Genomic DNA, 23,413 nt, shown 5'->3' on the forward strand with positions numbered 1-23,413 from the left:
GCGGGTGACGGTCTGGATGTAGTTGAGTGAGTCGAGAGTGATGGTCGGGTCGCCGGCGAGTCCGGCGCCGCCGGGGAGCGTTTCGCGGTTCCAGGTGGTGCCGTTCCACCAGATGTGTTGGAGGGTGTTGTCGGTGGCGCGGGTGACGGTCTGGATGTAGTTGAGTGAGTCGAGAGTGATGGTCGGGTCGCCGGCGAGTCCGGCGCCGCCGGGGAGCGTTTCGCGGTTCCAGGTGGTGCCGTTCCACCAGATGTGTTGGAGGGTGCCGTCAGTGCCGCGGGTGACGGTCTGGATCCAGTTCGCCGAGTCGATGGAGATGGCGGGGTCGCCGGCCAGTCCGGCGCCGCCCGGGAGGGTTTCGCGGTTCCAGGTGGTGCCGTTCCACCAGATGTGTTGGAGGGTGTTGTCGGTGCCGCGGGTGACGGTCTGGATGTAGTTGAGTGAGTCGATGGAGATGGCGGGATCCCCGGCGAGTCCGGCGCCACCCGGGAGGGTTTCCCGGTTCCATGCGGTGCCGTTCCACCAGATGTGTTGCAGGGTGCCGTCAGTGCCGCGGGTGACGGTCTGGATCCAGTTCGCCGAGTCGATGGAGATGGCGGGGTCGCCGGCGAGTCCTGCGCCGCCGGGGAGGGTTTCGCGGTTCCAGGTGGTGCCGTTCCACCAGATGTGCTGCAGGGTGTTGTCAGTGCCGCGGGCGAACACCTGGATCCAGTTCGCCGAGTCGATCAGCGCCACCGGCCGCCCGGCCAGACTCATCGTTGGGAACAACGTCTCGCTGGTCCATGCGGTGCCGTTCCACCAGACGTGCTGCAGCGTGTTGTCGGCACGACGTTCGAAGCCCTGCAGCTGGTCGCCCCAACGGACCAGACCCGAACCCGGCCGCGGACGCGACACCGCCGCTGTGCCGCCCGCCAAGTCGGCCAGATCGGCGGTCGAGCCGTTGAAGACATTGTGATCGACATTGCCGCTGACGCCGGGCACGCTCGCCTGGTCGGTGTACTGCCACAGCGCCCACCGGCTCCAGCCGGCCGGCAGCGTGCCGGGCGCGCTGGCGTAGCGCGCGACGAACAGCGGCTGATCCGCGAACGCGCCGCTGTTGCCGGTGCACGGATTCCACCAGCTGGCACTGGTGTAGATCATGGTCGGCCGGCCGGTGCGCTCGCGGACCCGGGTGACGAAGTCGTTGACCCAGGCGACCATCTGGCCGGGGTTCATGCCGTAGCAGGGGTAGGTGCTGCCGGAACCCTCCCAGGGCCACTCGATGTCGAGCATCGGCGGCAAGGTCCGCCCGTCGGCCGCATACCGGGCCCGATCCAGGAAGTAGTCAGCCTGGGCGGTTCCACCACCACGGTCCGGACGCGCGAAGTGGTACGCGCCGGCGTACAGGCCGTTGGCCTTGGCATTGGCGTAGTTGGCGGCAAAGTACGAGTCGGTGAACGTCAGGCCCTCACTGGCCTTGGCATACATGAACCGCTGCCCCGAGCCGGCGACGCTCGACCAGTTGATGCCGCCTTGGTGGTTTGAGACGTCGACGCCGGTGATCGGGTAGCCCGGCGGCACGGCAGCCGCACTCAGCGACGGGGGAGCGGCGGTGCCGGGAACGCGACCGGCGGCGGCGTGACCGTTGGGTTCGGCGGCTGCGGCCGGCGTGGCCGCCATCGTGGCGATCGCGAGTGACGCGGCGAGCGGCACAAGCAAGGTCCGCAGCGATCGTCGCCGGCTTCCCGTGAATTGGTCGGTCATGAGGAACTCCTAACAGTTGCTGAGGTTCGGTGGCCCGGATGACGGAGGCCCGGCGTCCCGTGGTGCGGGACGCCGGGCGGTGTGGGTCAGGAGGGCAGGGTTTCCCGGTTCCAGGTGGACCCGTTCCACCAGATGTGCTGCAGGGTGCCGTCAGTACCGCGGGTGACGGTCTGGATGAAGTTGATCGAGTCGAGAGTGATGGTCGGGTCGCCGGCGAGTCCTGCGCCGCCGGGAAGCGTCTCGCGGTTCCACGCGGTGCCGTTCCACCAGATGTGCTGGAGGGTGCCGTCAGTGCCGCGGATGACGGTCTGGACGAAATTGAGCGAGTCGATGGAGATCGCGGGATCTCCGGCGAGTCCGGCGCCACCCGGGAGGGTTTCGCGGTTCCAGGTGGTGCCGTTCCACCAGATGTGTTGGAGGGTGCCGTCAGTGCCGCGGGTGACGGTCTGGATCCAGTTCGCCGAGTCGATGGAGATGGCGGGGTCGCCGGCCAGTCCGGCGCCGCCCGGGAGGGTTTCGCGGTTCCAGGTGGTGCCGTTCCACCAGATGTGCTGCAGGGTGCCGTCAGTGCCGCGGATGACGGTCTGGATGTAGTTGAGTGAATCGATGGAGATCGCGGGATCTCCGGCGAGTCCGGCGCCGCCCGGGAGGGTTTCCCGGTTCCATGCGGTGCCGTTCCACCAGACATGCTGGAGGCTGCCGTCAGTGCCGCGGATGACGGTCTGGATCCAGTTCGCCGAGTCGATGGAGATGGCAGGGTCGCCGGCGAGTCCGGCGCCGCCGGGGAGCGTTTCGCGGTTCCACGCGGTGCCGTTCCACCAGACGTGCTGGAGGGTGTTGTCGGTGCCGCGGGCGAACACCTGGATCCAGTTCGCCGAGTCGATCAGTGCCACCGGCCGTCCGGCCAGACTCATCGTCGGGAACAACGTCTCGCTGGTCCATGCGGTGCCGTTCCACCAGACGTGCTGCAGGGTGTTGTCCGCACGACGTTCGAAGCCCTGCAGCTGGTCGCCCCAACGGACCAGACCCGAACCCGGCCGCGGACGCGACACCGCCGGCGGCTGATCCTCGACGATGCGGTCGTAGCGCACCGGGGTGTAGTTGCGCCAGTTGAAGTTGGTCGGGACACCCTCGATGGTGTTGTCGGTGGAGCCGTTCTCCTGCACCACGATCGGCTGGGTGTGCGCGCTGTCCTTCCACGACACGAACAGCGCCACGTGGCTGCCGTTCGAGGTGCCGTCGTGGTAGAGCAGGGCGTCGCCGGCGGCCAGCTGCGACGCCGGGATCGGGGTGCTGACATCGTCGAGGTTGCCGGTCCACCAGTCGCTGCCCTGTCCGCCGAGGCCCCAGGCCATCGCGACCATGCCGGAGCAGTCGGTGCGGTAGTCGCCGTAGCTGTTGCGGTAGCACCTGGTCTGGCTGTACGGCGTCTTGCCGATCCAACTCCGCGCCCGGGTCACCGCCATGGATCGGGGCATCCACTTGTTTTCGGCACCGTTGTATCCGCAGGTGACGGCAGCGAGCGCAGGCGGCACCTGGTCGGGCGCCGGTGGGCTGGGCGCGGCACGGGCCGCACCCGCACCGACGACGAGCGAGGCGGCGAGCGCGAAGGCAAGGCCGCCGGCAAACAGCAATGCGTGGCGGGTGCGGTCGCGAATTCCAATGGTCATGTCGAGCCCTTCCGAAGTTGTGGCCGTCCCCGCCGGTGCCCTTCGCCGGCGGTGCTCACAGCATTCGGCTCGGTGCTGGACGCCGGCTGTACCCGGCGGTGCCCGTACCGGTCTCGTATCGCGTTCGCGCATGCCAGGACGGGTGCGGACCGCGGAACTTGCGGGGCACCACCCGTACCAGACCCGTACTACGATGAATCCACTTGCGACGATGACCACGGGGGCGGGCGTGAAGCGCATGGGCGATGCCGGGGCCGTGCCCTTCGGCGATTTGCTCCGAATGTCGCGGGAAATGGCGGCGCTCACCCAGCGTGAGCTCGCACTGCTGTCCGGGGTGAGCGTGGCGACGGTTCGCGACCTCGAGCAGCGACGCACCTCGCATCCGCACCCGGGCTCGGTGCGCCGGCTGTGCGAGGCGTTGAGGTTGACCGGGGAGGACGCCGCGGCGTTCCAGCGGGCGGCGGTGCGGCCGGCGTCTCCGGGCAGCCCGGCCGGCGAGATGCCCGATGCTTCGGTCCGTGTGCTCATCCTCGGCCCGCTGGTGGTGCGTCGCGGCGGCGCCGACCGGCGGTTCGGCGCCGACCGGCAGCGAAGTCTGCTGGGCCGCCTGGCCCTGACCCCGAACGAGGCGGTGCCGCGCACCGAGCTGATCGACCTGCTGTGGCCCTCCGCGCCACCGGAATCGGCCGTCAACCTCATCCAGACGTACGTGACGCGACTGCGTCACCTCCTCGGACCGGTCGCGGCAGACTCGGCCCAGACGTCCATGCTCCGCTCCGTGCCCGGCGGGTACATGTTGCGCGCCGGTGCCGATCAGCTGGATCTGTTGCACTTTCGCGAGCTGGTCGAGCGGGCCCGTGCCGCGGAACCCGCGGCCGCCCTGGATCTCCTCGACGAGGCCCTCGCATTGTGGCGCGCCGAGGCGGTTTGCGACGTCGCCGCGCTGGCCACGCATCCGCGGGCGGTGGCCCTGACCGACGAGCGCATCATGGCCGTGCTGCGACATGCCGACCTCGCCGACCAGGTCGGCCGGCACGAACGGTCCTTGGCGATGTTGCGGGCGCTGAGCGACGCGCATCCGCTGCACGAGCCGCTGTGGGGGCGGATGATCCTCGCACTGGCGGCCGGCGGCCTGCAGGCGACAGCCCTGGCGGCCTACGCGCAGATCTGTGCGCGGCTCGCCGACGACCTGGGCATCGACCCCGGGCCGGAGCTTGCCGAATTCCACCGCCGGGTGCTGCGCCAGCACTGGCGCAGCGAACCACGGCAGGCCATCGACGACTGGCGGGCGTCGCCGGCCCGCGAGCAGGCACCTGCCGTACCCCCGCAGCCATCACCCCCGCCGCCCCCGCCGCCGCCGTCGATCCCGCCCCAGCCGCCACCGCCCCCATCGGTCCTGCCCCCGTCGGTCCCGCCCCAGCCGCCACCGCCACCGCCACCGGCGACGGACGTGACCGGACCGGCGGCCGATCGAGTCCGGCCGTTCCAGGTCCCGGCACCGGTCGGTGACTTCACCGGTCGAACGGCGCAGCTACGGCTGTTGTGCGAGTTGATGCGCAATGACGTGGCGGCGCCGGTCCCGATCCCGGTGAGGATCTGCACGATCGCCGGCCCGGGTGGAGTGGGCAAGACCAGCCTCGCCCTGCAGGCCGCGCATCTCATGCGGGCCGACTTCCCGGACGGTCACCTCTACGCGGATCTGCGCGGCGACGGAGCCGATCCGGCGCGCCCCGTCGACGTGCTCAGCCAGGCGTTGCGCGGACTGGGCGTGGAGGCGGCGTCGATCCCGACCGACGAGGCGGAGTGCTCGGCGTTGTTCCGGACCACGGTCTCGGTGCGGCGTCTGCTGATCGTGCTGGACAACGCCCGCGACGCCCGGCAGGTCCGGCCGTTGTTGCCGGGCTGGGGTGGTTGCGGCGTGATCGTCACCAGCCGTCGCCGGATGGTGGACCTGGAGGCCGCGACCGCCGTCGATCTGGAGACCATGCCCGTCGAGGACGCGGTCGACCTGTTCGCCAAGATCGCAGGCCCGTCCCGGGTGCTGGCGGACCCCGCCGCGGCGGCGACGGTGGTCCGGCTGTGCGGACGGCTGCCTCTCGCCATCCGCATCGCCGGCGCCCGGCTCGCCAGCCGTCCCAACTGGACGGTCGACACCCTGGCCCGCCGCCTCGACGACGAGGTGCGCCGGCTCGACGAGCTGCGGGCAGGGGATCTGCAGGTAGCCGCCAGCCTGCGGCTCAGCTATCAGGACCTCTCGGAGCCCGCCGCACAGGCGTTCCGGTTGCTGGCGCTGGACCCGATCAATTCCTGGTCCGTGCCGGCGGCCGCGGCGCTGCTCGGCCGGACCGAGCGGGACACCGAAGATCTCCTCGACGACCTGGTCGACAGCAGCCTGCTCCAGACGCCGTCGCCGGGTAGGTATGTCCTGCACGACCTGCTGCGGCTCTATGCCCGCAACCTCTCGGCGGCCGACGACGGGCCGACCGCCCAGGCCGGCGCGATCGACCGGCTGTACGCCCACTACGCCGACCGGGTGGCCGAAGCGGCCCAGCGCCAGCATCCCAACATGGTGCGTCTGCCGGGTCCGGACCGTATCGCCGACCGGTTCGCCGATCCGGCCGCCGTGATGGCCTGGATCGAGGTGGAGATGCCGCAGATCGTCGCGATCGTCGAACACGTGGCGAAGCGGGGTCCACGCCCACTCGCGTGGATGCTGGCCGATCAGCTGCGGGGCTACTTCTTCAGTACGCGACTCGCCGCGCCCTGGTTCGCGACCGGCCAGGCCGGGCTCGACGCGGCCCGCGCGTGCGACGATCACCAGGCGCAGGCTGCCATGCACCAGACGCTGGGCCAGGCGGCGTGGTCCATCGGCGACTTCCAGGAGGCGCTGCGGCAGTACCGCCTCGGGCTGACGCTGGCCGAGTCGGTCGGCTGGTCGGAGGCCGTCGGCTACCTGAATCACAACATCGGCCTGGTCCACTTGGCGCTGGGCGAGCCGGAGGCGGCCCGCGCGGCGTACCTCGACGCGCTCACCGTCTGCCGGGAGCATCGTCACCAGTATGTGGAGGCGGTGACAGTCAACGACCTCGGCATGATGTGCTGGGAGCTGGGTCAGCTGGCACTGGCGGCCGAGTACCTCACCGATGCGCTGCGGCTCAACGAGCACGGTGGCAACGTGGACGGCGAAGGAGTCAACCGGCTCAATCTCGGCCTGGTGCTGCGGGAGATGGGCCGATACGCCGAGGCGCGGATCCAGCTGGAGCGCAGCGCCGAGATCTACGAGCAGATCGGTTCACGGTACGGGAAGGGTGCGATGCTCGTGCAGCTCGCGTTGCTGGAGTCGGCCGTCGGCCCGACGGACGGCCCGGTGATCGAGATGGCTCGCACCGCCCTGGAGCTGACCCGGGCCAACCAGGACCGGCCCTCGGAGGCGGATGTTCTGGTGAGCATCGGCGCTCTCCTGTTCGAGGCCGGATCGCCCGATGAGGCGGCGGCGTGCATCAGGGAGGGTCACGAGCTCGCGACGGCGGTCGCCGCGCCCTACTTGCAGTGCCGCGCCCTGATCGGGCTGGTGGCCGTGCACCTGCACGAGGGGGCGATCGCGACGGCGATGGACGCCGCACGAGAGGCGTTGCGGCTGGCCCGCCGGGGCGGGTACCGGATGCTCGAAGCGGACGCGCTGGTTGCCTGTGCCCGGGCTCGGTGCGGCGACGAGGCGTCGCTGCTACGCCAGGCCGAGGACATCTACGTCCAGGGCGGCAGCCAGGCGCGGGCGGACCGCATGGTGAAGAAGACCGGCGCGGTCATCCTCTGACGAGGAACTCCAGCTCGCCCACGGGGTTGGCGAACTGGGTGACCCGCAGGGACACCTGCATCCGCCACGTCCCGGACACCGGGAGCACGACCTGCGCCGTGTAGAGACCCGCCGACACCTGCGTCAGCGGGATGTCGCCGAGCGTCGTCCCGTCGGTCGACAGGCGCACCACCGGCGGGGCGACGCCCTCGGCGGGTTCGCCGGCCGCGGAGCTCAGCCGGAGGGTGACGGTGTTGGGGCCGCGGGTGAGCGGGGTGAGGGAGGCCCGCACCGTGATGTCGCCCAGGGTGGTCGTGTGGGTGTCGGAAGCGGCCTCGGCCGACACGCTCGCGGGCCGGGAGCCGCCCTCGGGGCTCGTGTCGACGAGGAAGCCGGTGACGATCAGGGCGGCGACGAGGAGCGCGCCCTCGACCGCGGTGGCGCGCACGACGGGGCGGGAGCGCGCCTCCCGGCTGTTCCTGTTCGCCGCCCGCTGGAGCCGGGGGAGGAGCGACCACCTGTTCCACGCCGCGATGGCGACGGTGACCAGCACGATGGCGATCTTGGCCAGGACCAGCCGGCCGTAGGTGGTGTCGACGAGCGCCGTCCAGGACCCGAGGATCCGCCACACGAGCAGCGAGCCGGTGGCGACGAGGGCCGCGAGGACGCCGGCGGCGGCGGTGGAGAAGCGGGCGAGCACCCCGGCGGCGGTGGCGTCCCGGCCGGAGAGGGCCGGCAGGGTCAGCGCCAGGCCGGCGAGTCCGCCGAGCCAGACGCCGCCCGCGAGGAGGTGCAGCACGTCCGCACCGACGGCGAGGAGCGCGGGGCTCGCCGCGCGGGTGTGCCCGACCAGCGCGGGGGCCGCGACCGCGACCGCGGCGGCCGTCACCGCCGCGACGCGTCGCCGCCGCGCTGCCGGCCCGGGGCCCAGCAGGACCACGGCGAGCGCCAGTCCGCCGGCGACGGCCGCGGCGACGGCGTACTCGACCGGCGGCAGCGACGTCCACGTCGAGCCCTCGGTGAGCAGCGCCGGCCCGCCGCCGAGCAGGTAGACCGCGGTGATCGGCAACGCGGCGAGCCACGCGACGGCCGCGACGGCCGCGGCGGTGCGCGCGGTGACGACCAGGCGGCGGCGCGGGCGGTCGACGCCGGGGCCGGTGGGCAGGAACACGGCGGCGAACACGACGAGCCCGGCCGCGATCAGGAGACCGGCGTAGCCCACCCCGCGGGCCAGGGTCAGCGTCCAGGGGGCTGCCGGGACGCTGTCCGAGCCGTCCGGAGCCGGGGTGGTGACGGGGGTGGGCGCGCCGACGGAGAACGTGAGGGCGCCGCTGATGGGGTGCCCGTCCTCGGAGACGACCCGCCAGGTGATCACGGTCGTGCCGTTGCCCAGGCGTCCCGGCAGCCCGACCTCGAGCTCGGTGCCCTTGACGGCCGGTCTCGCCTCGACCAGCGCACCCTGGGCGTCGAAGACCTGCACGCCGCCCGGGACGCCGCGGACGGCCTCGTCGAACGTGAACAGGATCCGGTCGGGCGCGGTCTGCAGCACCGCGCCCTCGGCCGGGTCGCTGCGGGTGAGGTGCGCGTGCGCGTGCGCCGGTTGGGCGAGCCCGAGCAGCATCGCCGGCACGAAGACCAGGATCAGCAGTGCCGTCGCCCCGACCCGGCGCGGCCCTCGGCCGGTCATGTCCGGCGGCGCTGTCGGACGAGCGCCGCGCCGCCGAGGAGCGAGCCGAGGATGCCGGCCGCCAGCGCGGCGAGCGTCAGGGTGTCGTCCCTGGCCGGCGCGGGCGTGGCGGCCGAGTTGCCGGCGAGCGTGTGGTGGTGCGTGCCGTCCGTACCCCCCGTGCCCCCCGTACCCCCCGTGCCGTCAGTGCCCCCCGTGCCGTTCAGGGGCGCGGCGACGACGAAGCTCGGGGCGGGCAGCTGGAGCTCCCCGACGTCCTTCCCGTCCTGCGGAACCTCCGTCCAGGCGGATTCGCCCCGCTCGCAGGTCTGGATGGTCGGGAAGACGAGCCTGGTTCCCTTGGCCTCGGGCAGCTGGACCGTGAGCTCGAAGACCTCGCGGTAGCCGTCCGGCAGCGGGGTGTCCGTGCTGAACGTGACCGAGGCGACCCGTTGCACGACCTTGTTGCCGTGGGCGTCCACCGCGGGCGGGTCGACGGTCTCCGTCTGCTTCGTGACCTTCCACAGCGCGGTCCGGGTGGGGGTGACCGAGGTGATCTGCGCCGGGATCTGGATGGTGATCCTGGTGGTCGGCGAGTCCCCGCAGCCGTGCCCGACGGCGAACTGGAGGAGGGCGTGGGCGCCGGCCGCGGTCGTGGAAGGCGTCACCGTGACGTGCGCGCCCGCCGGGGACGCGATCCCCACCAGGCCGACGACCACCGCGGCGGCGCCGGCCCGCGCGGCGCGCCGCGACCACGGTCGAGCCGGGGTCCGGGCAGGTCCGATCTCATTGCGCCGCATGTCGCATCCTCGCGCCTCAGGACGAGTGTGGGTTGCAGAGATTCGACCAACATGCCGAACCGATGTCAAGTATGTGAACTGATACGGGCATCGCATTGTGGTGATCCAGGCAGCACGGTAGTGTGCGTTCACACTAGTGAACTCAAGTCCACATGATGGACAGCTGGTAGGAGAGGGGCACCATGCCGAACATCACCGTCGAGCTGCTCGCGGGCCGATCCATGGAGCAGCGCAGGGCCTTCGCCCGCGCTGTGGCCGACAACGCCGTCGAGATCCTCGGGGCCCGTCTGCAGGACGTCCGCATGGTGTTCACCGAGATCACCGCGGACGACGTGGCCAACGGGGGTGTCCTGGCCAGCGAGGACGCCTCCCGCGCCGGCGTGGTCGCCGCGCTCGAGAAGCGCTGAGATCGCCGAGGTCGCTGAGGCCGCTGCTCATACACGATGGGGCCGACCCGCAGCCGGGTCGGCCCCATCGTCGTGCGTGGGAGTGCGTCAGCGCACCAGCCTGTTGTCGCGCATCGCCGACAGGCGGGCCTTCACGCTCAGCAGGGTCTCGATGATGAAGTCCTCCCGGCCGTGCTTGAGCCGGCTGATCGGGACCGCGACGCTCAGCGCGTCGACCGACCGGCGGGAGAAGGGCAGCGCGACACCGAAGCAGCGCACGCCCAGGCAGGACTCCTCGCTCTCCTCTGCGTAGCCGACCTGGGCGGCCTTGTCGATGATCGCCAGCAGGGCGTCCCGGTCCGTGGTCGTCTGGGTGGTTATGGCCTTGATCTGGTGGGGGACGAGCGGCTCGCGGACGTCCTCGGGCATCTCGGCCAGCATCGCCCGGCCGAGGGCCGTGCTGTAGGCGGGAAGGCGCCGGCCGACCGCCGAGTACATGCGCAACGGATGCTTGGACTCGCGCTTGGCGGTGTAGATGACCTCGGCGCCTTCCAGGCGGCCCAGGTGCACGGTCTCCTCGGTGGCGGCCGCGATCTCGTCCATCACGGCACTGGCGCGCGACAGGACCGGGTCGCCGTCGATGTACGCGGAGCTCACCGTGAGTGTGTGCACGCCGAGCCGGTAGACGCTGCCGGTCTGGTCGGTGTCCAGCCATCCGCGGGCGCACATGGTGCGCAGGAGCGCGTGCAGGCTGCTCTTCGGGATGCCCAGGCGGGTGGCCAGCTGCAGTTGGGTGCCCGGGCCGTGGGCGGCGATGTCGTCCAGGACGTCGAGGACCCGTGCAGCCGACTTCACCTGCGAGGTTGCAGCCGTTTTGTCCGTGTCCACCCGAGGCCTCCTCATCAACGGTGCGTGTGCGCCCGGCGTCCAACACTAAACCACAGTTCACATAGAAGAACAGACTTCAGCCCCTTGACCTGTGATCGGAGCCATAGGTATCGTCGCCTCAGTTCACGTAGCGGAACGCGGTTCACAAACGAGGAGAAAGTTTTGATCGAAGTGAGGTACTCCGCATCGCCGTCCACGGTTGAGACGGCAACGACTGCGGAGTTGCGAAAGAACTTCCTCGTGGAGCGCCTGTTCCGTACCGGCGAGGTGCACGGGGTGTACACCCACGACGACCGGCTGGTCGTCGGCGGCGCGGTTCCCGGTGACGGCCAGCTCGAGCTGCCGGCCTGGGACGTGCTCGGCACGCCGTCGCACCTGGCGCGCCGCGAGCTCGGCATCGTCAACGTCGGCCAGTCCGGTCACGTGCTGGTCAACAACGAGAAGTTCGAGCTCCGCCACCTCGACGGACTGTTCGTCGGCCGCGGCAACGAGGTCGTCTTCACCGGCCCCGAAGCCGCGTTCTACTTCGTCTCCGCCCCGGCGCACGCGGCGTACCCGACGGCCCTGCTGAGCCACTCGGCGATCGAGCCGATCAAGCTGGGCACGGCGCAGGGCGCGAGCGAGCGCAACCTCTACAAGTACGCCTGGGGCGAGGAGCTGCAGACCTCGGTGCTGCAGTTCGGCGTGACCGTCATCGCCGACGGCTCGGTGTGGAACACGTTCCCGCCGCACCTGCACGACCGGCGCACCGAGGTCTACATGTACGTCGACCTGGACGAGAAGGACCGGGTCTTCCACCTGATGGGTCAGCCCGGCGCCGCCCGCCACCTCGTCGTGCGCGACCGCGAGGCCGTCATCTCGCCGCCGTGGTCGATCCACTCCGGCGTCGGCACCGGCTCGTACGCCTTCATCTGGGCGATGGGCGGCGAGAACAACGACTACACCGATCTGACCCCGGTGCCGCTGGAGGATCTGTGACCTCGCCGTTCGACCTGACCGGCCGCTGCGCCGTCGTGACCGGCGCCGGTCGCGGCCTGGGGCAGGCGATCGCGCTCGGGCTCGCCCAGGCGGGCGCCGACCTGGTCCTGCTGGGCCGGCCGGGCAGCCAGTCGGCCACCCGGGAGCAGGTGGCCGGCCTCGGCCGGGACGTGGAGGTCGTCGACCTCGACGTCAGCGACCACGACGCGGTCGTCCGGGTCGCGGCCGAGGTCAACGGCCGCCGTCAGGTGGACATTCTGGTCAACAACGCCGGCATCATCGACCGCCAGGACTCGGTGGACGTGAGCCGGCAGTCGTGGGACCGCGTGGTGGACACCAACCTGAGCGGCCTGTTCTTCCTCTGCCAGGCGTTCGGGCGGCCGATGACCGAGCGTGGGCACGGAAAGATCGTCAACGTCGCCAGCCTGCTGTCCTTCCAGGGCGGGCTCCGGGTGGCGTCGTACGCCGCCAGCAAGCACGCCGTCGCCGGCGTCACCAAGGCCCTGGCGAACGAGTGGGCGCGGCTCGGCGTGCAGATCAACGCCATCGCGCCCGGCTACATGACCACCGACAACACGACCGCGCTGCGTGCCGACCCGGACCGCTCCCGGTCCATCCTCGAACGCATCCCCGCCGGCCGCTGGGGAGAGGCCGCCGACATCGCAGGCGCGGCCGTCTTCCTGAGCTCCGCCGCCGCCGACTACGTCAACGGCCACGTCCTGGTCGTCGACGGAGGCTGGATGGCCCGCTGACCCTGGCCTTCAGCGCACCGAACCAGCAAGATCAGACGACTCCTCTCTGTTGTGCCACCCCGCCGGCTCCCACCGGCACTGAAGAGATTGAGGATCAACCATGACGATCACCCCTCGTCCCGCCGCAGCGTTACTGACCCTGACACTGGCAGCCGCCGTACTGGCCGGCTGCAGCGAGGAGGCGGCCGGCGACAACAAGGCCGCCGACGCGGGCGGCTGCAAGCCGGCCGACGTGAAGCTGGTGGGTCAGGTCCGTAACGAGTCCAACCCCTACGAGGCCGCGTGGCTGGGCGGCGGCGACGCCTTCGCCAAGTCGGTCGGCCTGACCCAGGAGCGGCTCACGTACGGCGGTGACTCCACCAAGCAGCAGGAGCAGATCAGCCAGCTGCTGGCCGGTAACACCAAGTGCCTGGTCATGAACGTGCTGCCCAACGGCGACTCGGACACCGCGCCGATCGTCAAGGGTGCCGACAAGGTCGGTGCCTACCTCGTCACGCAGTGGAACAAGCCGGCCGACCTGAAGCCGGCCGACTACAAGACGTGGGTCAGCCACATCACCTACGACGGCGTCGAGTCCGGCCAGCAGATCGGCGACGCGCTCGCCACGGCGATCGGCGGCTCGGGCGGCATCATCGCGCTGCAGGGCATCCTGGACACCGCCGCCGCCAAGGACCGCTTCGCCGGCCTCCAGGCGTCGCTGAAGAAGAACCCGGGCGTCCAGCTGCTGGACCAGCAGGCCGCCAACTTCTCCCGCGCCGAGGCGCTCACGGTGACCAAGACCCTGCTCACCAAGCACGGCGACAAGGTCAAGGGTATCTGGGCTGCCAACGATGACATGGCGCTCGGCGCCCTGGAGGCACTCCAGCAGGCAGGCCTCTCCGGCAAGGTGGCCGTCGTCGGCATCGACGCCGTCCCGGACGCCGTCAAGGCCGTCCAGGGCGGGACGATGACCGCCACGGTCTCCAGCGACGGCGCCTGGCAGGGCGGCATCGGCCTGGCGATCGGCTACTGCGTGGCCACCGGCAAGCTGGCCGTCAAGGACATCACGGCCGACAACCGGGCGTTCTTCGCCAAGCAGTTCCTCATCACGAAGGCCAACGCCGCCGACTTCGCCGCGCCGAAGACGGACCCGTCGGACTTCGAGTGCGGCAACGTCTTCAAGCGTGTGGCCGGGCCCCTGAAGTGACCATGACAGCCGAGGTCGTCACAGCGCCTCGCCGTAGCTCTCGGCGAGGCGCGTCGTTCCGAGACGCCGGCCCACCGGTCGCGCTGGTCGTCATCTGGCTGGTGTTCGCCGCGCTGAGCCCGCAGTTCCGCAGCATCGGCAACGCCCAGAACATCATGGACGCCGCCGCGGTGCTCGCGGTCGTCACCTGCGGTATCACGTTCGTGCTGATGATGGGGTCCATCGACCTGTCCTCAGCGGGCGTCATGGGCGCCGCCGCCCTGACCGTGTCGCTGCTGGTGGCCAACAATCGCAACGACAACGACTTCGGACTGTTCGGCATCCTGGTCGCCGTCGTGCTGGGCTGTGCGTTCGGCTGCCTGAGCGGCCTGGCGCTGGTACTGCTGAAGGTGCCGTCGTTCATGGCGACGCTGGGGGTCTCGGCCGTCGGGCTCGGCGTCGCGACCCTCATGTTCGCCGGCGTCCAGCCCAACATCTCCGACGCCATGCTCAAGGGCTGGGCGATCGAGCGCTTCCTGGGCCTGTCCTATCTCACCTGGATCGCCGCCGCGTGCGTCCTGGTGGGCTGGCTCATCCAGCGCTACACCCGACTCGGCCGGTACGCCTTCGCCATCGGCGGCGCCGAGGAGGTGCTCGCGCTCTCCGGTGTCCGGGTGAAGCCGTACAAAGTGGCGGTCTTCGCGCTCGCCGGGGCCTTCTACGGCCTCGGCGGGGTGATGGTGACCAGCCAGCTCGGCGCCGGCCTCGTCCAGGCCGGCAACGGCTACGACTTCTCGGCCATCACCGCCGCGGTCGTCGGCGGCACCCTGCTCACCGGGGGCCGCGGCGGCATCCTGCACTCCGCCGTGGGTGTCCTGCTCGTCGTGGTGCTCACCAACGGTCTCGTGCAGGTCGGGGTCAGCCCGTACTGGCAGGGCGGCGTCGAGGGCCTCATCGTCGTGACCGCGGTCGCCGCCGCCGTCATCCCCCAGCGTCGCAGAAACCAGGTGACCAAATGAGTGCCGCCGCGCTGGAGGTCCGTGGGCTCGTCAAGCACTACCCCGGGGTGAAGGCGCTCGACGGCGTCGACTTCGTGGTCAACCAGCACGAGGTCCTCGGCCTGGCCGGGGAGAACGGCGCGGGCAAGTCCACGCTGCTCAAGGCCCTCGTAGGCCTCGTCACCCCGGACGCCGGCGAGATCTACGTGCGCGGCGAGGCCGTCAAGCTGCGCAGCGTCGTGGACGCCGCCAACCACGGCATCGGGATGGTGTTCCAGGAGCAGTCGCTGGTGCCCAACCTGACCGCCGCGGAGAACATCCTCCTCGGCAGCGAAGGCGTCGCGGTCCGTCGCGGCGTCTACCGCTGGGACGTCATGCGCCGCCTCGCCCAGGAACAGCTGGACAAGATCGGCTCGCACATCGACCCGCTCGCCCGGACCGACTCGCTGTCCTTCGCCGACCGGCAGATGGTGGAGATCGCGAAGGTGCTGCGCATCGAGGAGCGCAGCCAGCACCCGCCGGTCATCATCCTGGACGAGCCGACCTCGGTGCTGGAGTCCAAGGAGATCGACACCCTGTTCGCGCAGATCCGCCGGCTGCGCGAGTTCGCCTCGGTCGTCTTCGTCTCGCACCGTCTCGACGAGGTGCTGGACGTCTGCGACCGCGTCGCCGTGCTGCGCGGCGGCCAGTCGGTCGGCGAGGTCGCCACGGCGGGTGCCGTCCCGCGCGAGCTGCACCGGATGATGATCGGGTCGACCGGGTCCGACGACCACTACCACGAGAACGCCGCCGCGCCGGTCACGGCCGAGCAGCCCCGGCTGTCGGTCCGCGGGCTGTCGGGCAAGACGTTCCGCGACGTCGACCTCGACGTCGGGGTCGGCGAGATCGTGGCGATCGTCGGGGTCCACGGATCGGGCCGCGAGGACGTCTGCCGCGCGCTGTTCGGCGCCGAGCCGACGACCGCGGGCGAGATCCGGATGGACGGCACGAAGATCGACCTGCGCAGCACCCGCGCCGCGTGCGCCGCCGGCATCGGCTACGTGCCGGCCGAACGCAAGATCGAGGGCATGGTCGGCCCGATGTCGGTGGCCGAGAACATGACCCTGGCCAAGCAGCAGGCCCGCTGCGCCGGCCCGTTCGTGGCGCCGAAGAAGCAGGCCGGCCTGGTGGACCGCTGGATCGAGCGGCTGTCCATCCGTACGCCGGGCCGCGACACCGCCATCCAGCGGCTGTCCGGCGGCAACCAGCAGAAGGTCGTGCTGGCCCGGTGGCTGGTCGGCGGCGACATCCGCCTGCTCCTGCTGGACCACCCGACGCGAGGGCTGGACATCGGCGCCCGCTCCGAGGTGTACCGGCTGATGCGGGAGCTCGCCGCGACCGGGGTCGCCACGGTGCTGCTGGCCGACAGCCTCGAGGAGGCGATCGGCATGGCCGACCGGATCCTCGTCATGAACGACGGGCGGGTCGCGGCCGAGGTCGCCTGCCCGAGCGGCGGCAAGCCGAGCCCGCTCGACCTCGTGAAAGAGATGGTATGAGCACTTCTGCTGCCATGCAGCCAGTCGCCGAACCCGCGACCGGCACCGCGGCGCCCCGCCCGGCCAGGCGGATCACCGGGTTCATGCCGCTCATCGCCCTGGTGGCGCTGGTGGCCGCCCTGACCATCGCCGACCCCGACTTCCTGACCACCCGGAGCCTGACGGCGGTGTTGCGGACCGCCGCGCCGCTCATCGTGCTCGCCGCCGGGGCGACCCTCGTCGTCCTCTGCGGCGGCATCGACCTGTCCATCGCGGCCCTGGCGTCGCTGACGACGGTCCTGCTGGCCCTGTGGCTGCCGGACCTCGGGGGCCTCACCACGCCGATGGTCATCCTGGTCGCGGCGGCGATCGGTGCGGTGCAGGGCGCGGCGCACGTGCTGCTGCGGATCCCGTCGTTCGTCGTCACCCTCGGCGGGATGAGCATCCTGTCCGCGGTCGCGCTCGTCGTCTCCGGCGCCGGCACGGTGCGGGTCGTGGACGACTCGACGGTCAAGTGGCTCGAGCTGTACGTCGCCGGCTACGTGCCGATGTCGGCCGCGATGGCGATCGTCGTCGTCGCCGTGATCGCGCTGGTCCTCAAGGTGACCCCGCTGCAGAGCTGGATCTCCGCCACCGGCTACTCCGAGTCGGCCGCGCGGCTCGCCGGCACACCCGTCGACCTCGTCAAGATCGGCGTGTTCTGCGCCTCCGGCGCCTGCGCCGGGTTCGCCGCGGTCATGCTGGTCTCCCGCCAGTACAGCGGCGGCCCCACCATGGCCGACAACCTGCTGCTGCCGGCGGTCGCGGCGATCGTCGTCGGCGGCACCGCGATCACCGGTGGTCACGGCAGCGTGTGGCGCAGCCTCGCCGGCGCGCTCGTCGTGACGCTGCTGCGCGTCGGCCTGCCGATCGTCGGCGTGCCGTCGGCCTACGAGCAGATCCTCTACGGCGTCATCATCGTCGTCGCCGTCGCGCTCACCCTCGACTATTCAAAGATCTCGATCATCAAATAGCCGAACCCGGCACCTACGGAAGGCCATCATGCCCCACGAGAACCCAGCGCTCCTGCCCGCCGTCCGGTCGTTCCTGTCCTCACCGAAGCAGCTGCTCATCGGCGGCGAGTGGGTGGACGCGAAGGACGGCAGAACGTTCGAGACCGTCAACCCGTCGACCGAGGAGGTGCTGGTACAGGTCGCGTACGGGTCCGCCGTCGACGTGGACCGCGCGGTCGTGGCGGCCCGCACGGCGTTCGAGCACCGCTCCCCGTGGTCGAGGATGACCCCGCGCGAACGCTCCCACCTGCTGTGGCGCATCGGCGACCTCATCGACGCCCACGCCGACGAGTTCGCCCAGCTGGAGGCCCTCGACAACGGCAAGCGGGTCGAGGCGGCCCGCGACGGTGACGTGGCGATCGCCGCCGAGCTCTTCCGGTACTTCGCGGGCTGGGCGACCAAGATGGAGGGCACCTCCATCCCGATGTCCGTGCCGGGCCGCGAGTTTCACGCCTACACCCGCCGCGAGCCGGTCGGCGTCGTCGCGGGCATCGTGCCGTGGAACTTCCCGCTGCTCATGGCCTGCTTCAAGATCGTTCCGGCGATCACGGCGGGCAACACCGTCGTGCTCAAGCCGGCCGAGCAGACCCCGCTGACCGCGCTGCGCCTCGGCGAGCTGCTGCTCGAGGCCGGCCTGCCCGCGGGCGTGGTGAACGTCGTGCCCGGCTTCGGTGACACCGGTGCCGCGCTGGTCGACCACCACGGTGTGGACAAGGTCGCGTTCACCGGCAGCACCGAGGTCGGCAAGAAGATCGCCGCCGCGGCGTCGGGCAACCTCAAGAAGGTCTCCCTCGAGCTCGGCGGCAAGGCGCCCAACATCGTCTTCAACGACGCCGACATCGAGGCGGCCATCGCCGGCGCGGTCCTGGGCGGCTACTTCAACGAGGGGCAGTGCTGCGTCAACGGCTCGCGCCTCTACGTCCAGCGCGGCGTCTTCGACCAGGTCGTCGAGGGCGTCGCCGCGGCCGCTCGGGCGATCAAGGTCGGCGACGGCTTCGACCCGGCGTCGCAGATGGGTCCCCTCGTGTCGCAGGAGCAGCACGAGAAGGTGCTCGGCTACATCCGCGGGGCGGTACAGGACGGCGCCGTGCTGAACGCGGGGAGTGCCGACGCGGTCGGCGACCGCGGCTACTTCGTGGCGCCGACGCTCATCACCTCCGTGAACGAGCAGATGGCCGTGCAGACCGACGAGATCTTCGGTCCCGTCGTGACCGCCATTCCGTTCGACACCGAGGACGAGGTGGTCGCCGCCGCGAACAACACGGTGTACGGGCTCGCCGCGGGCGTGTGGTCGCAGAACATCGGCACGGCGCACCGGGTCGGTGCCCGCCTGCGGGCCGGCACGGTGTGGCTCAACACGTGGCACGCCGACGACGTCACCCTGCCGCGCGGCGGCTTCAAGCAGTCGGGCTGGGGCCGTGAGCTCGGGTCGTTCGGCCTGGACGACTACACGGAGCTCAAGACCGTCATCGCCGAGCTGCGATAGGCACCGCCGGCGCAGGCCCCCGGAACTTTTCCGGGGGCCTGCGCCATGTCCAGATTTGGTTCGCATATGAGAATCATTGAAAAACTCGGTTCACGTACGTAGACGCAGTTCTTGACGACGTATTCATGTTGCCCTACGTTCAGGCTCTCCGTGGTTGGTGTCCGCCATACCGCCACGTCCGCCGAACCTCAAGGGATCTCTTATGAAAGTGCCCCGCAGGTCAGCCCACTTCCGCCTCTCAACGTATTTGTCCGGCCGGGCCGCCGCGGCGTTCGCCGCCCTGGCGCTGATCGCCAGCTCGGCCGCCACCGTCGCGCTTCCCGCCGTGGCGCATGCGGCCCCCGCCGACGACGGCCGGCTCAGCGTGCTGTTGTTCTACAAGGCCAACTTCCACGCCTCCAACGTGGAGGCCCGGCAGGCCGTGCGTGACCTGGCGACCCAGCTCGGCGCCCAGTACAACCAGCCGGTGGACATCCAGGAGACCGACGACCCGGCGGCGTTCACGACCGCGAACCTCGCCATCCGCGACACGGTGGTCTTCGCGCAGACCGGTGGCGTGCTGTTCAACGCGGCCCAGCGCTCCGCGCTCGAGGCCTACATCCGCGGTGGCGGCGGGTTCATGGGCATGCACTACACCGGCTGGTCGGTCGGTGAGAGCGAGCACGACGTCAACCCGTTCTACGCCCGTCTCGTCGGTGCCGCCTCCGAGGGACACCCGGAGAACCCCGGCGTGCGGCCCGGCCGGGTGTTCGTCTCGGACGCCACGCACCCGCTCGTCGCGGGCGTGACGACGAGCATCACCCGCAGCGACGAATGGTACGACTGGGTCGTCAACCCGGCGCCCAACGTGCGGACCCTGGTCGAGGCCGACGAGGCCTCCTACGGCATGGGCCGGCAGGGCTCCAAGCACCCGCTCACCTGGTGTCAGACGATCGACTCCGGCCGGTCCTGGTACACCTCCATGGGCCACGAGGGCACCGCGTACTCCGAGACGTACATGCGAGCCCAGATGAAGAACGGCCTCGCCTACGCCGCGAAGCTCCTCGCGGCGGACTGCTCGCCGCCGAGGAAGGACCTGGCCGGCGCCTGGAGCGGCGTCACGCCGTGGCCGCTGGTCCCGATCAACATGGCCCTGACCTCCGACGGCCGGGTGCAGTCCTTCGGCAGCGTCGGCGGCTGGGCCAACGACACCACGCCCTACGACTGGACCGGCAACGACGGGGTCACCCAGGGCGGCCAGATGGAGGTCGACATCTGGAACCCCTCCACGCCACGCACCCTGGCGAACCTCCGCGCCGGCATCATCCCCAACACCACGTACACCGACCTGTTCTGCTCCATGCAGGTGCAGAGCCCGCACGACCACTCCATCATGACGGTCGGCGGTGACGACGGCATGGGCGGCAACGCCCCCAACGACGGCGGGATCGGCGTCACCAGCTACTCCACGAACAACGGGCTGCAGACCGAGGCGCCGCTGAACTACCCGCGGTGGTACCCGACGGGCACGACCATGCCCAACGGCTCCGTCGTCGTGCAGGGCGGCAGCCTCACCGGTGGCCCCGGCGGGCGCGGTGTCCTCACCCCGGAGATCTACACCCCGGAGTCTGGCACGGGCTGGAAGCTGCTCACCGGCGCCACCAGCTCGGCAGCCTACGGTGACGGCGGCACGGACCACCCCGGCAACGACGAGAACCGCTGGTGGTACCCCCGCGCGTTCGTCGCGCCGACCACCGGCACGCTGTTCAACATCACCGGCACCCAGATGTACGAGCTGAACCCGGCCGGCAACAACGGCACCGGTCAGATCACGCTGCGGGGCACGCTGCCCACCAACATCTCCAACCAGGGCGGCAACGGTAACCCGGTCGGCGCCACGTCCACCGCGGTCATGTACCGCCCGGGCAAGATCATGCAGGTCGGCGGCGGCTGGTGGGGCAACGGCGGTGGCCCGGACGGCGCCCGCGCCGGCTTCACCGTCGACATCACCGGCGGCACCGCCAACCCGGTCGTCACGGCGATCCCGCCGATGAAGTACCAGCGCCACTGGCTGACCTCGACGCTCCTGCCCGACGGCCGGGTCCTGATCACCGGCGGCAGCCGGGAGAACAACGGCAACGGCGGGTACGTCACCAACCCCGAGATCTGGGACCCGACCACCAACACCTGGTCCGAGGTCGTCATCCCGCACGAGCACGCCCGGCTCTACCACTCCACGGCCCTGCTCCTGCCCGACGGCCGGGTCATGGTCGGCGGCGGCGGCGCTCCCGGTCCGCGCAACTACACGGACGTGGAGTACTACTCGCCGGGGTACCTGTTCAACGGCGACGCGCTCGCCCCGCGCCCGGTGATCAACACCGCGCCGCAGAAGATCGGTTACAACGGCAACTTCCAGATCGGCGCGACCGGCACGGTCTCCCGGGTCACGCTGGTCCGCAACGGCTCCGTGACGCACGGGTTCAACAACGACCAGAACTTCCAGGACCTGGCGTTCAGCCAGTCGGGTGGCACGGTGAACATCACCTCGCCGCTCAACGGCAACTACGCCCCGCCCGGGTCGTACATGCTGTACATCTGGGACAACACCGGCACCCCGTCGGTCGCGAAGATCCTGCAGATCGACCCCGCGGTGGTCATGACGCAGCTGAACCCGCGGGTCGTCGACCAGTTCGAGTACCCGCGCCTGCCCGCCGAGTGGCGCACCAACGTCGCTCCCGCGACCGTCGACGTCGCCGCCGGCAACAGCCGGATGTCGCCGTGGAACGTCGCGAGCCAGGTCCAGCTGGTGCGCGGCAACGCCGCGGGTCAGGGCGGCCTCGGCTTCACCGGGTACCAGCTCAGCCTGGGCACCACGGGCAACATCACCCGCACCGTCAGCGACCTCACCCCCGGCAACACGTACCGGATCTCGCTGCGCTACGCCCGCGACGCCCGGTCGTCCGGGACCGCCGCGGCGACGGGAACGCTGACGATCGGCAACCTCAACGCCACGCTCACGGCCACGACCGCACTGCCCTCGACGGCCGCCTACGGCTCGTACGTCGGCACCTTCACGGCCGCGACCGCCTCGCAGGTGCTCACCCTGAAGGCGGCCACGGGGACCGGCGCCGGTCTCATGATCGACGACCTGGTGATCGTGGGCGACAACCCGCCGCCGCCGGCCACCGGCATCCCGATCCGGTACGAGTTCGAGGAGGGCACGGGTACCACCGCCGCCAACACCGGCTCCGTCGGCTCGGTGGGGGCCGCGGTCCTGACCGGGACCACCGGCTGGTCCACCAACGGCGTGCTCGGCAAGGCGATCAACTTCCCCGGTGTCAGCACCGCGAACGCCGTCGACCTGCCGGACAACCTGCTCCAGGGCGCGGCGAACTTCTCCACCGGGTTCTGGGTGCGCCCCGACACGAAGAGCAACTGGACCGGCCTGTTCCACATCGGTGACGGGCTCGGCTCCGCCGGCAGCTACTACCAGATCCAGATGCAGACCCAGGCCAGCGGGAGCACCGGGCTCGCGGTCACCTTCAAGGCCAAGACCGGCCCCGAGGAGCGGGTCTACGCCAGTCCGGCCCAGGACGTGGTCGCCGGCCAGTGGAACCACGTGGCCTTCACCCGCCAGGGCTCGATCGGCACGCTGTACCTCAACGGCCAGGTGATCGCCACCCGTACCGACCTGACCATCGGTATGACGGAGATCGGTCCGACGACCAACAACTGGCTGGGCCGCAACGGCTACGGCGACGCGGCGTACGACGGCCTGATGGACGACGTCCGGATCTACACGTCCGCGCTGACCTCGGCGGACGTGGCCGCGATGTACAACGAGGGTGTCTCGGTCCGGTACACCTTCGACGAGAACACGGGCACCGCCGCCGCGAACACGGGCGCGAAGTCCTCGATCGGCGCCGCGACCCTGACGGGCACGACGTCGTGGAGCGCGTCCGGCAAGTACGGCCCCGCGGTGAACCTGCCGGGTGGCGACGCGGCCTCGGGCAACCAGGTCCGGCTGCCCGACAACATCGAGGCCGGCCTGGACACGCAGTTCACGGTGTCCTTCTGGGCCCGGCCGGACACCCTGCCCAACTGGGTGCCGCTGGTGCAGATCGGCAGCAGCACGGACACGTTTTTCCTGCTCCAGTCCGCCACCAACGGCAACACCACCGGGTTCGGTGCCACGTTCAAGGCACCGGGCGTGGCCACCCAGGAACGGCTCCTGCTCGGCGCCGGCAACGACCTGCCGCTCAACGCGTGGACACACGTCGTGTTCACGCAGAACGGCTCGGTCGGGAAGATCTACTTCAACGGCGTCCTGAAGGCCACCCGTACCGACTTCACCATCAACATCGGCAACGTCGGCGTGGGCGGCAACACCACCGCCAACTACATCGGCGGGACGAGCTGGGGTGACCCGAGGTTCGACGGATTGATCGACGACTTCCGCCTGTACGGTTACGAGCTCAGCGCCGAGCACGTGACGCAGCTGTACGCGGGTCGCCGGTAAGCACACCGCGCCCGTAGGGCGGCA

The 23,413-nt window shown here is 70.7% G+C and carries 15 protein-coding genes; 10 read left to right on the plus strand and 5 right to left on the minus strand.

Going from position 1 to position 23,413, the window contains the following annotated elements; genetic code table 11:
* Together ABD332_RS13020 and ABD332_RS13025 are read right to left on the minus strand one after the other, a co-directional pair.
* Positions 1-1,743, minus strand: a 1,743-nt coding sequence (locus ABD332_RS13020; protein ID WP_344502093.1) for a GH25 family lysozyme, incomplete at its 3' end; no start/stop codon positions are given.
* Positions 1,744-1,829: 86 nt separating this feature from the next.
* Positions 1,830-3,413 (minus strand): DUF8189 domain-containing protein, encoded by a 1,584-nt coding sequence (locus tag ABD332_RS13025; RefSeq protein ID WP_344502094.1) that lies wholly within the window; start codon positions 3,411-3,413, stop codon positions 1,830-1,832.
* Positions 3,414-3,555: 142 nt separating this feature from the next.
* On the opposite strand from ABD332_RS13025, the gene ABD332_RS13030 reads away from it, so the two are divergent.
* Entirely contained in the window at positions 3,556-7,227 is a 3,672-nt protein-coding gene (locus tag ABD332_RS13030) for a BTAD domain-containing putative transcriptional regulator (RefSeq protein ID WP_344502095.1), read from the plus strand.
* Here ABD332_RS13030 and ABD332_RS13035 read toward each other — a convergent pair.
* Positions 7,217-8,893: a copper resistance CopC/CopD family protein gene (locus ABD332_RS13035; protein ID WP_344502096.1), complete on the minus strand. Its 1,677-nt coding sequence runs from the start codon at positions 8,891-8,893 to the stop codon at positions 7,217-7,219. The two genes, ABD332_RS13030 and ABD332_RS13035, sit on opposite strands and share 11 nt — an antisense overlap.
* Positions 8,890-9,672 (minus strand): YcnI family copper-binding membrane protein, encoded by a 783-nt coding sequence (locus ABD332_RS13040; RefSeq protein WP_344502097.1) that lies wholly within the window; start codon positions 9,670-9,672, stop codon positions 8,890-8,892. The genes ABD332_RS13035 and ABD332_RS13040 overlap by 4 nt, the downstream gene beginning before the upstream one ends.
* A 182-nt stretch (positions 9,673-9,854) precedes the next feature.
* On the opposite strand from ABD332_RS13040, the gene ABD332_RS13045 reads away from it, so the two are divergent.
* On the plus strand, positions 9,855-10,079 hold the full coding sequence (locus tag ABD332_RS13045) for a tautomerase family protein (protein ID WP_344502098.1): 225 nt from the start codon (positions 9,855-9,857) through the stop codon (positions 10,077-10,079).
* 87 nt (positions 10,080-10,166) lie between these two features.
* On the opposite strand, the gene ABD332_RS13050 is transcribed toward ABD332_RS13045, so the two are convergent.
* Positions 10,167-10,913, minus strand: coding sequence for an IclR family transcriptional regulator (locus tag ABD332_RS13050; RefSeq protein WP_344502099.1), 747 nt, complete (start codon positions 10,911-10,913; stop codon positions 10,167-10,169).
* Between the two features lie 204 nt (positions 10,914-11,117).
* Between ABD332_RS13050 and kduI the strand changes: the two genes are divergently transcribed.
* The 8 genes from kduI (at position 11,118) to ABD332_RS13090 (ending at position 23,389) form a co-directional block, all read left to right on the plus strand.
* Positions 11,118-11,924 carry a 5-dehydro-4-deoxy-D-glucuronate isomerase gene (kduI, locus tag ABD332_RS13055; protein ID WP_344502340.1) on the plus strand — a complete coding sequence of 269 codons (807 nt, stop codon included), beginning with the start codon at positions 11,118-11,120 and terminating at the stop codon, positions 11,922-11,924.
* Complete coding sequence (gene kduD / locus ABD332_RS13060; RefSeq protein ID WP_344502100.1) at positions 11,921-12,676, plus strand: 2-dehydro-3-deoxy-D-gluconate 5-dehydrogenase KduD; 756 nt, start codon at positions 11,921-11,923, stop codon at positions 12,674-12,676. The genes kduI and kduD overlap by 4 nt, the downstream gene beginning before the upstream one ends.
* A 100-nt stretch (positions 12,677-12,776) precedes the next feature.
* The gene (locus tag ABD332_RS13065) at positions 12,777-13,862 is read left to right on the plus strand and encodes a sugar ABC transporter substrate-binding protein (RefSeq protein WP_344502101.1); all 1,086 of its coding nucleotides are present in this window, start codon (positions 12,777-12,779) and stop codon (positions 13,860-13,862) included.
* A 2-nt stretch (positions 13,863-13,864) separates the two neighbouring features.
* Positions 13,865-14,860 carry an ABC transporter permease gene (locus ABD332_RS13070; protein WP_344502102.1) on the plus strand — a complete coding sequence of 332 codons (996 nt, stop codon included), beginning with the start codon at positions 13,865-13,867 and terminating at the stop codon, positions 14,858-14,860.
* Positions 14,857-16,374: a sugar ABC transporter ATP-binding protein gene (locus ABD332_RS13075; RefSeq protein WP_344502103.1), complete on the plus strand. Its 1,518-nt coding sequence runs from the start codon at positions 14,857-14,859 to the stop codon at positions 16,372-16,374. Before ABD332_RS13070 ends, ABD332_RS13075 begins: the two co-directional genes overlap by 4 nt.
* Entirely contained in the window at positions 16,371-17,366 is a 996-nt protein-coding gene (locus ABD332_RS13080) for an ABC transporter permease (protein ID WP_344502104.1), read from the plus strand. The genes ABD332_RS13075 and ABD332_RS13080 overlap by 4 nt, the downstream gene beginning before the upstream one ends.
* Before the next feature lie 28 nt (positions 17,367-17,394).
* Positions 17,395-18,891 (plus strand): aldehyde dehydrogenase family protein, encoded by a 1,497-nt coding sequence (locus ABD332_RS13085; RefSeq protein ID WP_344502105.1) that lies wholly within the window; start codon positions 17,395-17,397, stop codon positions 18,889-18,891.
* Between the two features lie 202 nt (positions 18,892-19,093).
* Complete coding sequence (locus ABD332_RS13090) at positions 19,094-23,389, plus strand: LamG-like jellyroll fold domain-containing protein (RefSeq protein ID WP_344502106.1); 4,296 nt, start codon at positions 19,094-19,096, stop codon at positions 23,387-23,389.
* The last annotated feature ends 24 nt before the right edge of the window (positions 23,390-23,413 follow it).

It is taken from the genome of Dactylosporangium maewongense, from assembly GCF_039531485.1.
Taxonomy (GTDB): Bacteria; Actinomycetota; Actinomycetes; order Mycobacteriales; family Micromonosporaceae; genus Dactylosporangium; species Dactylosporangium maewongense.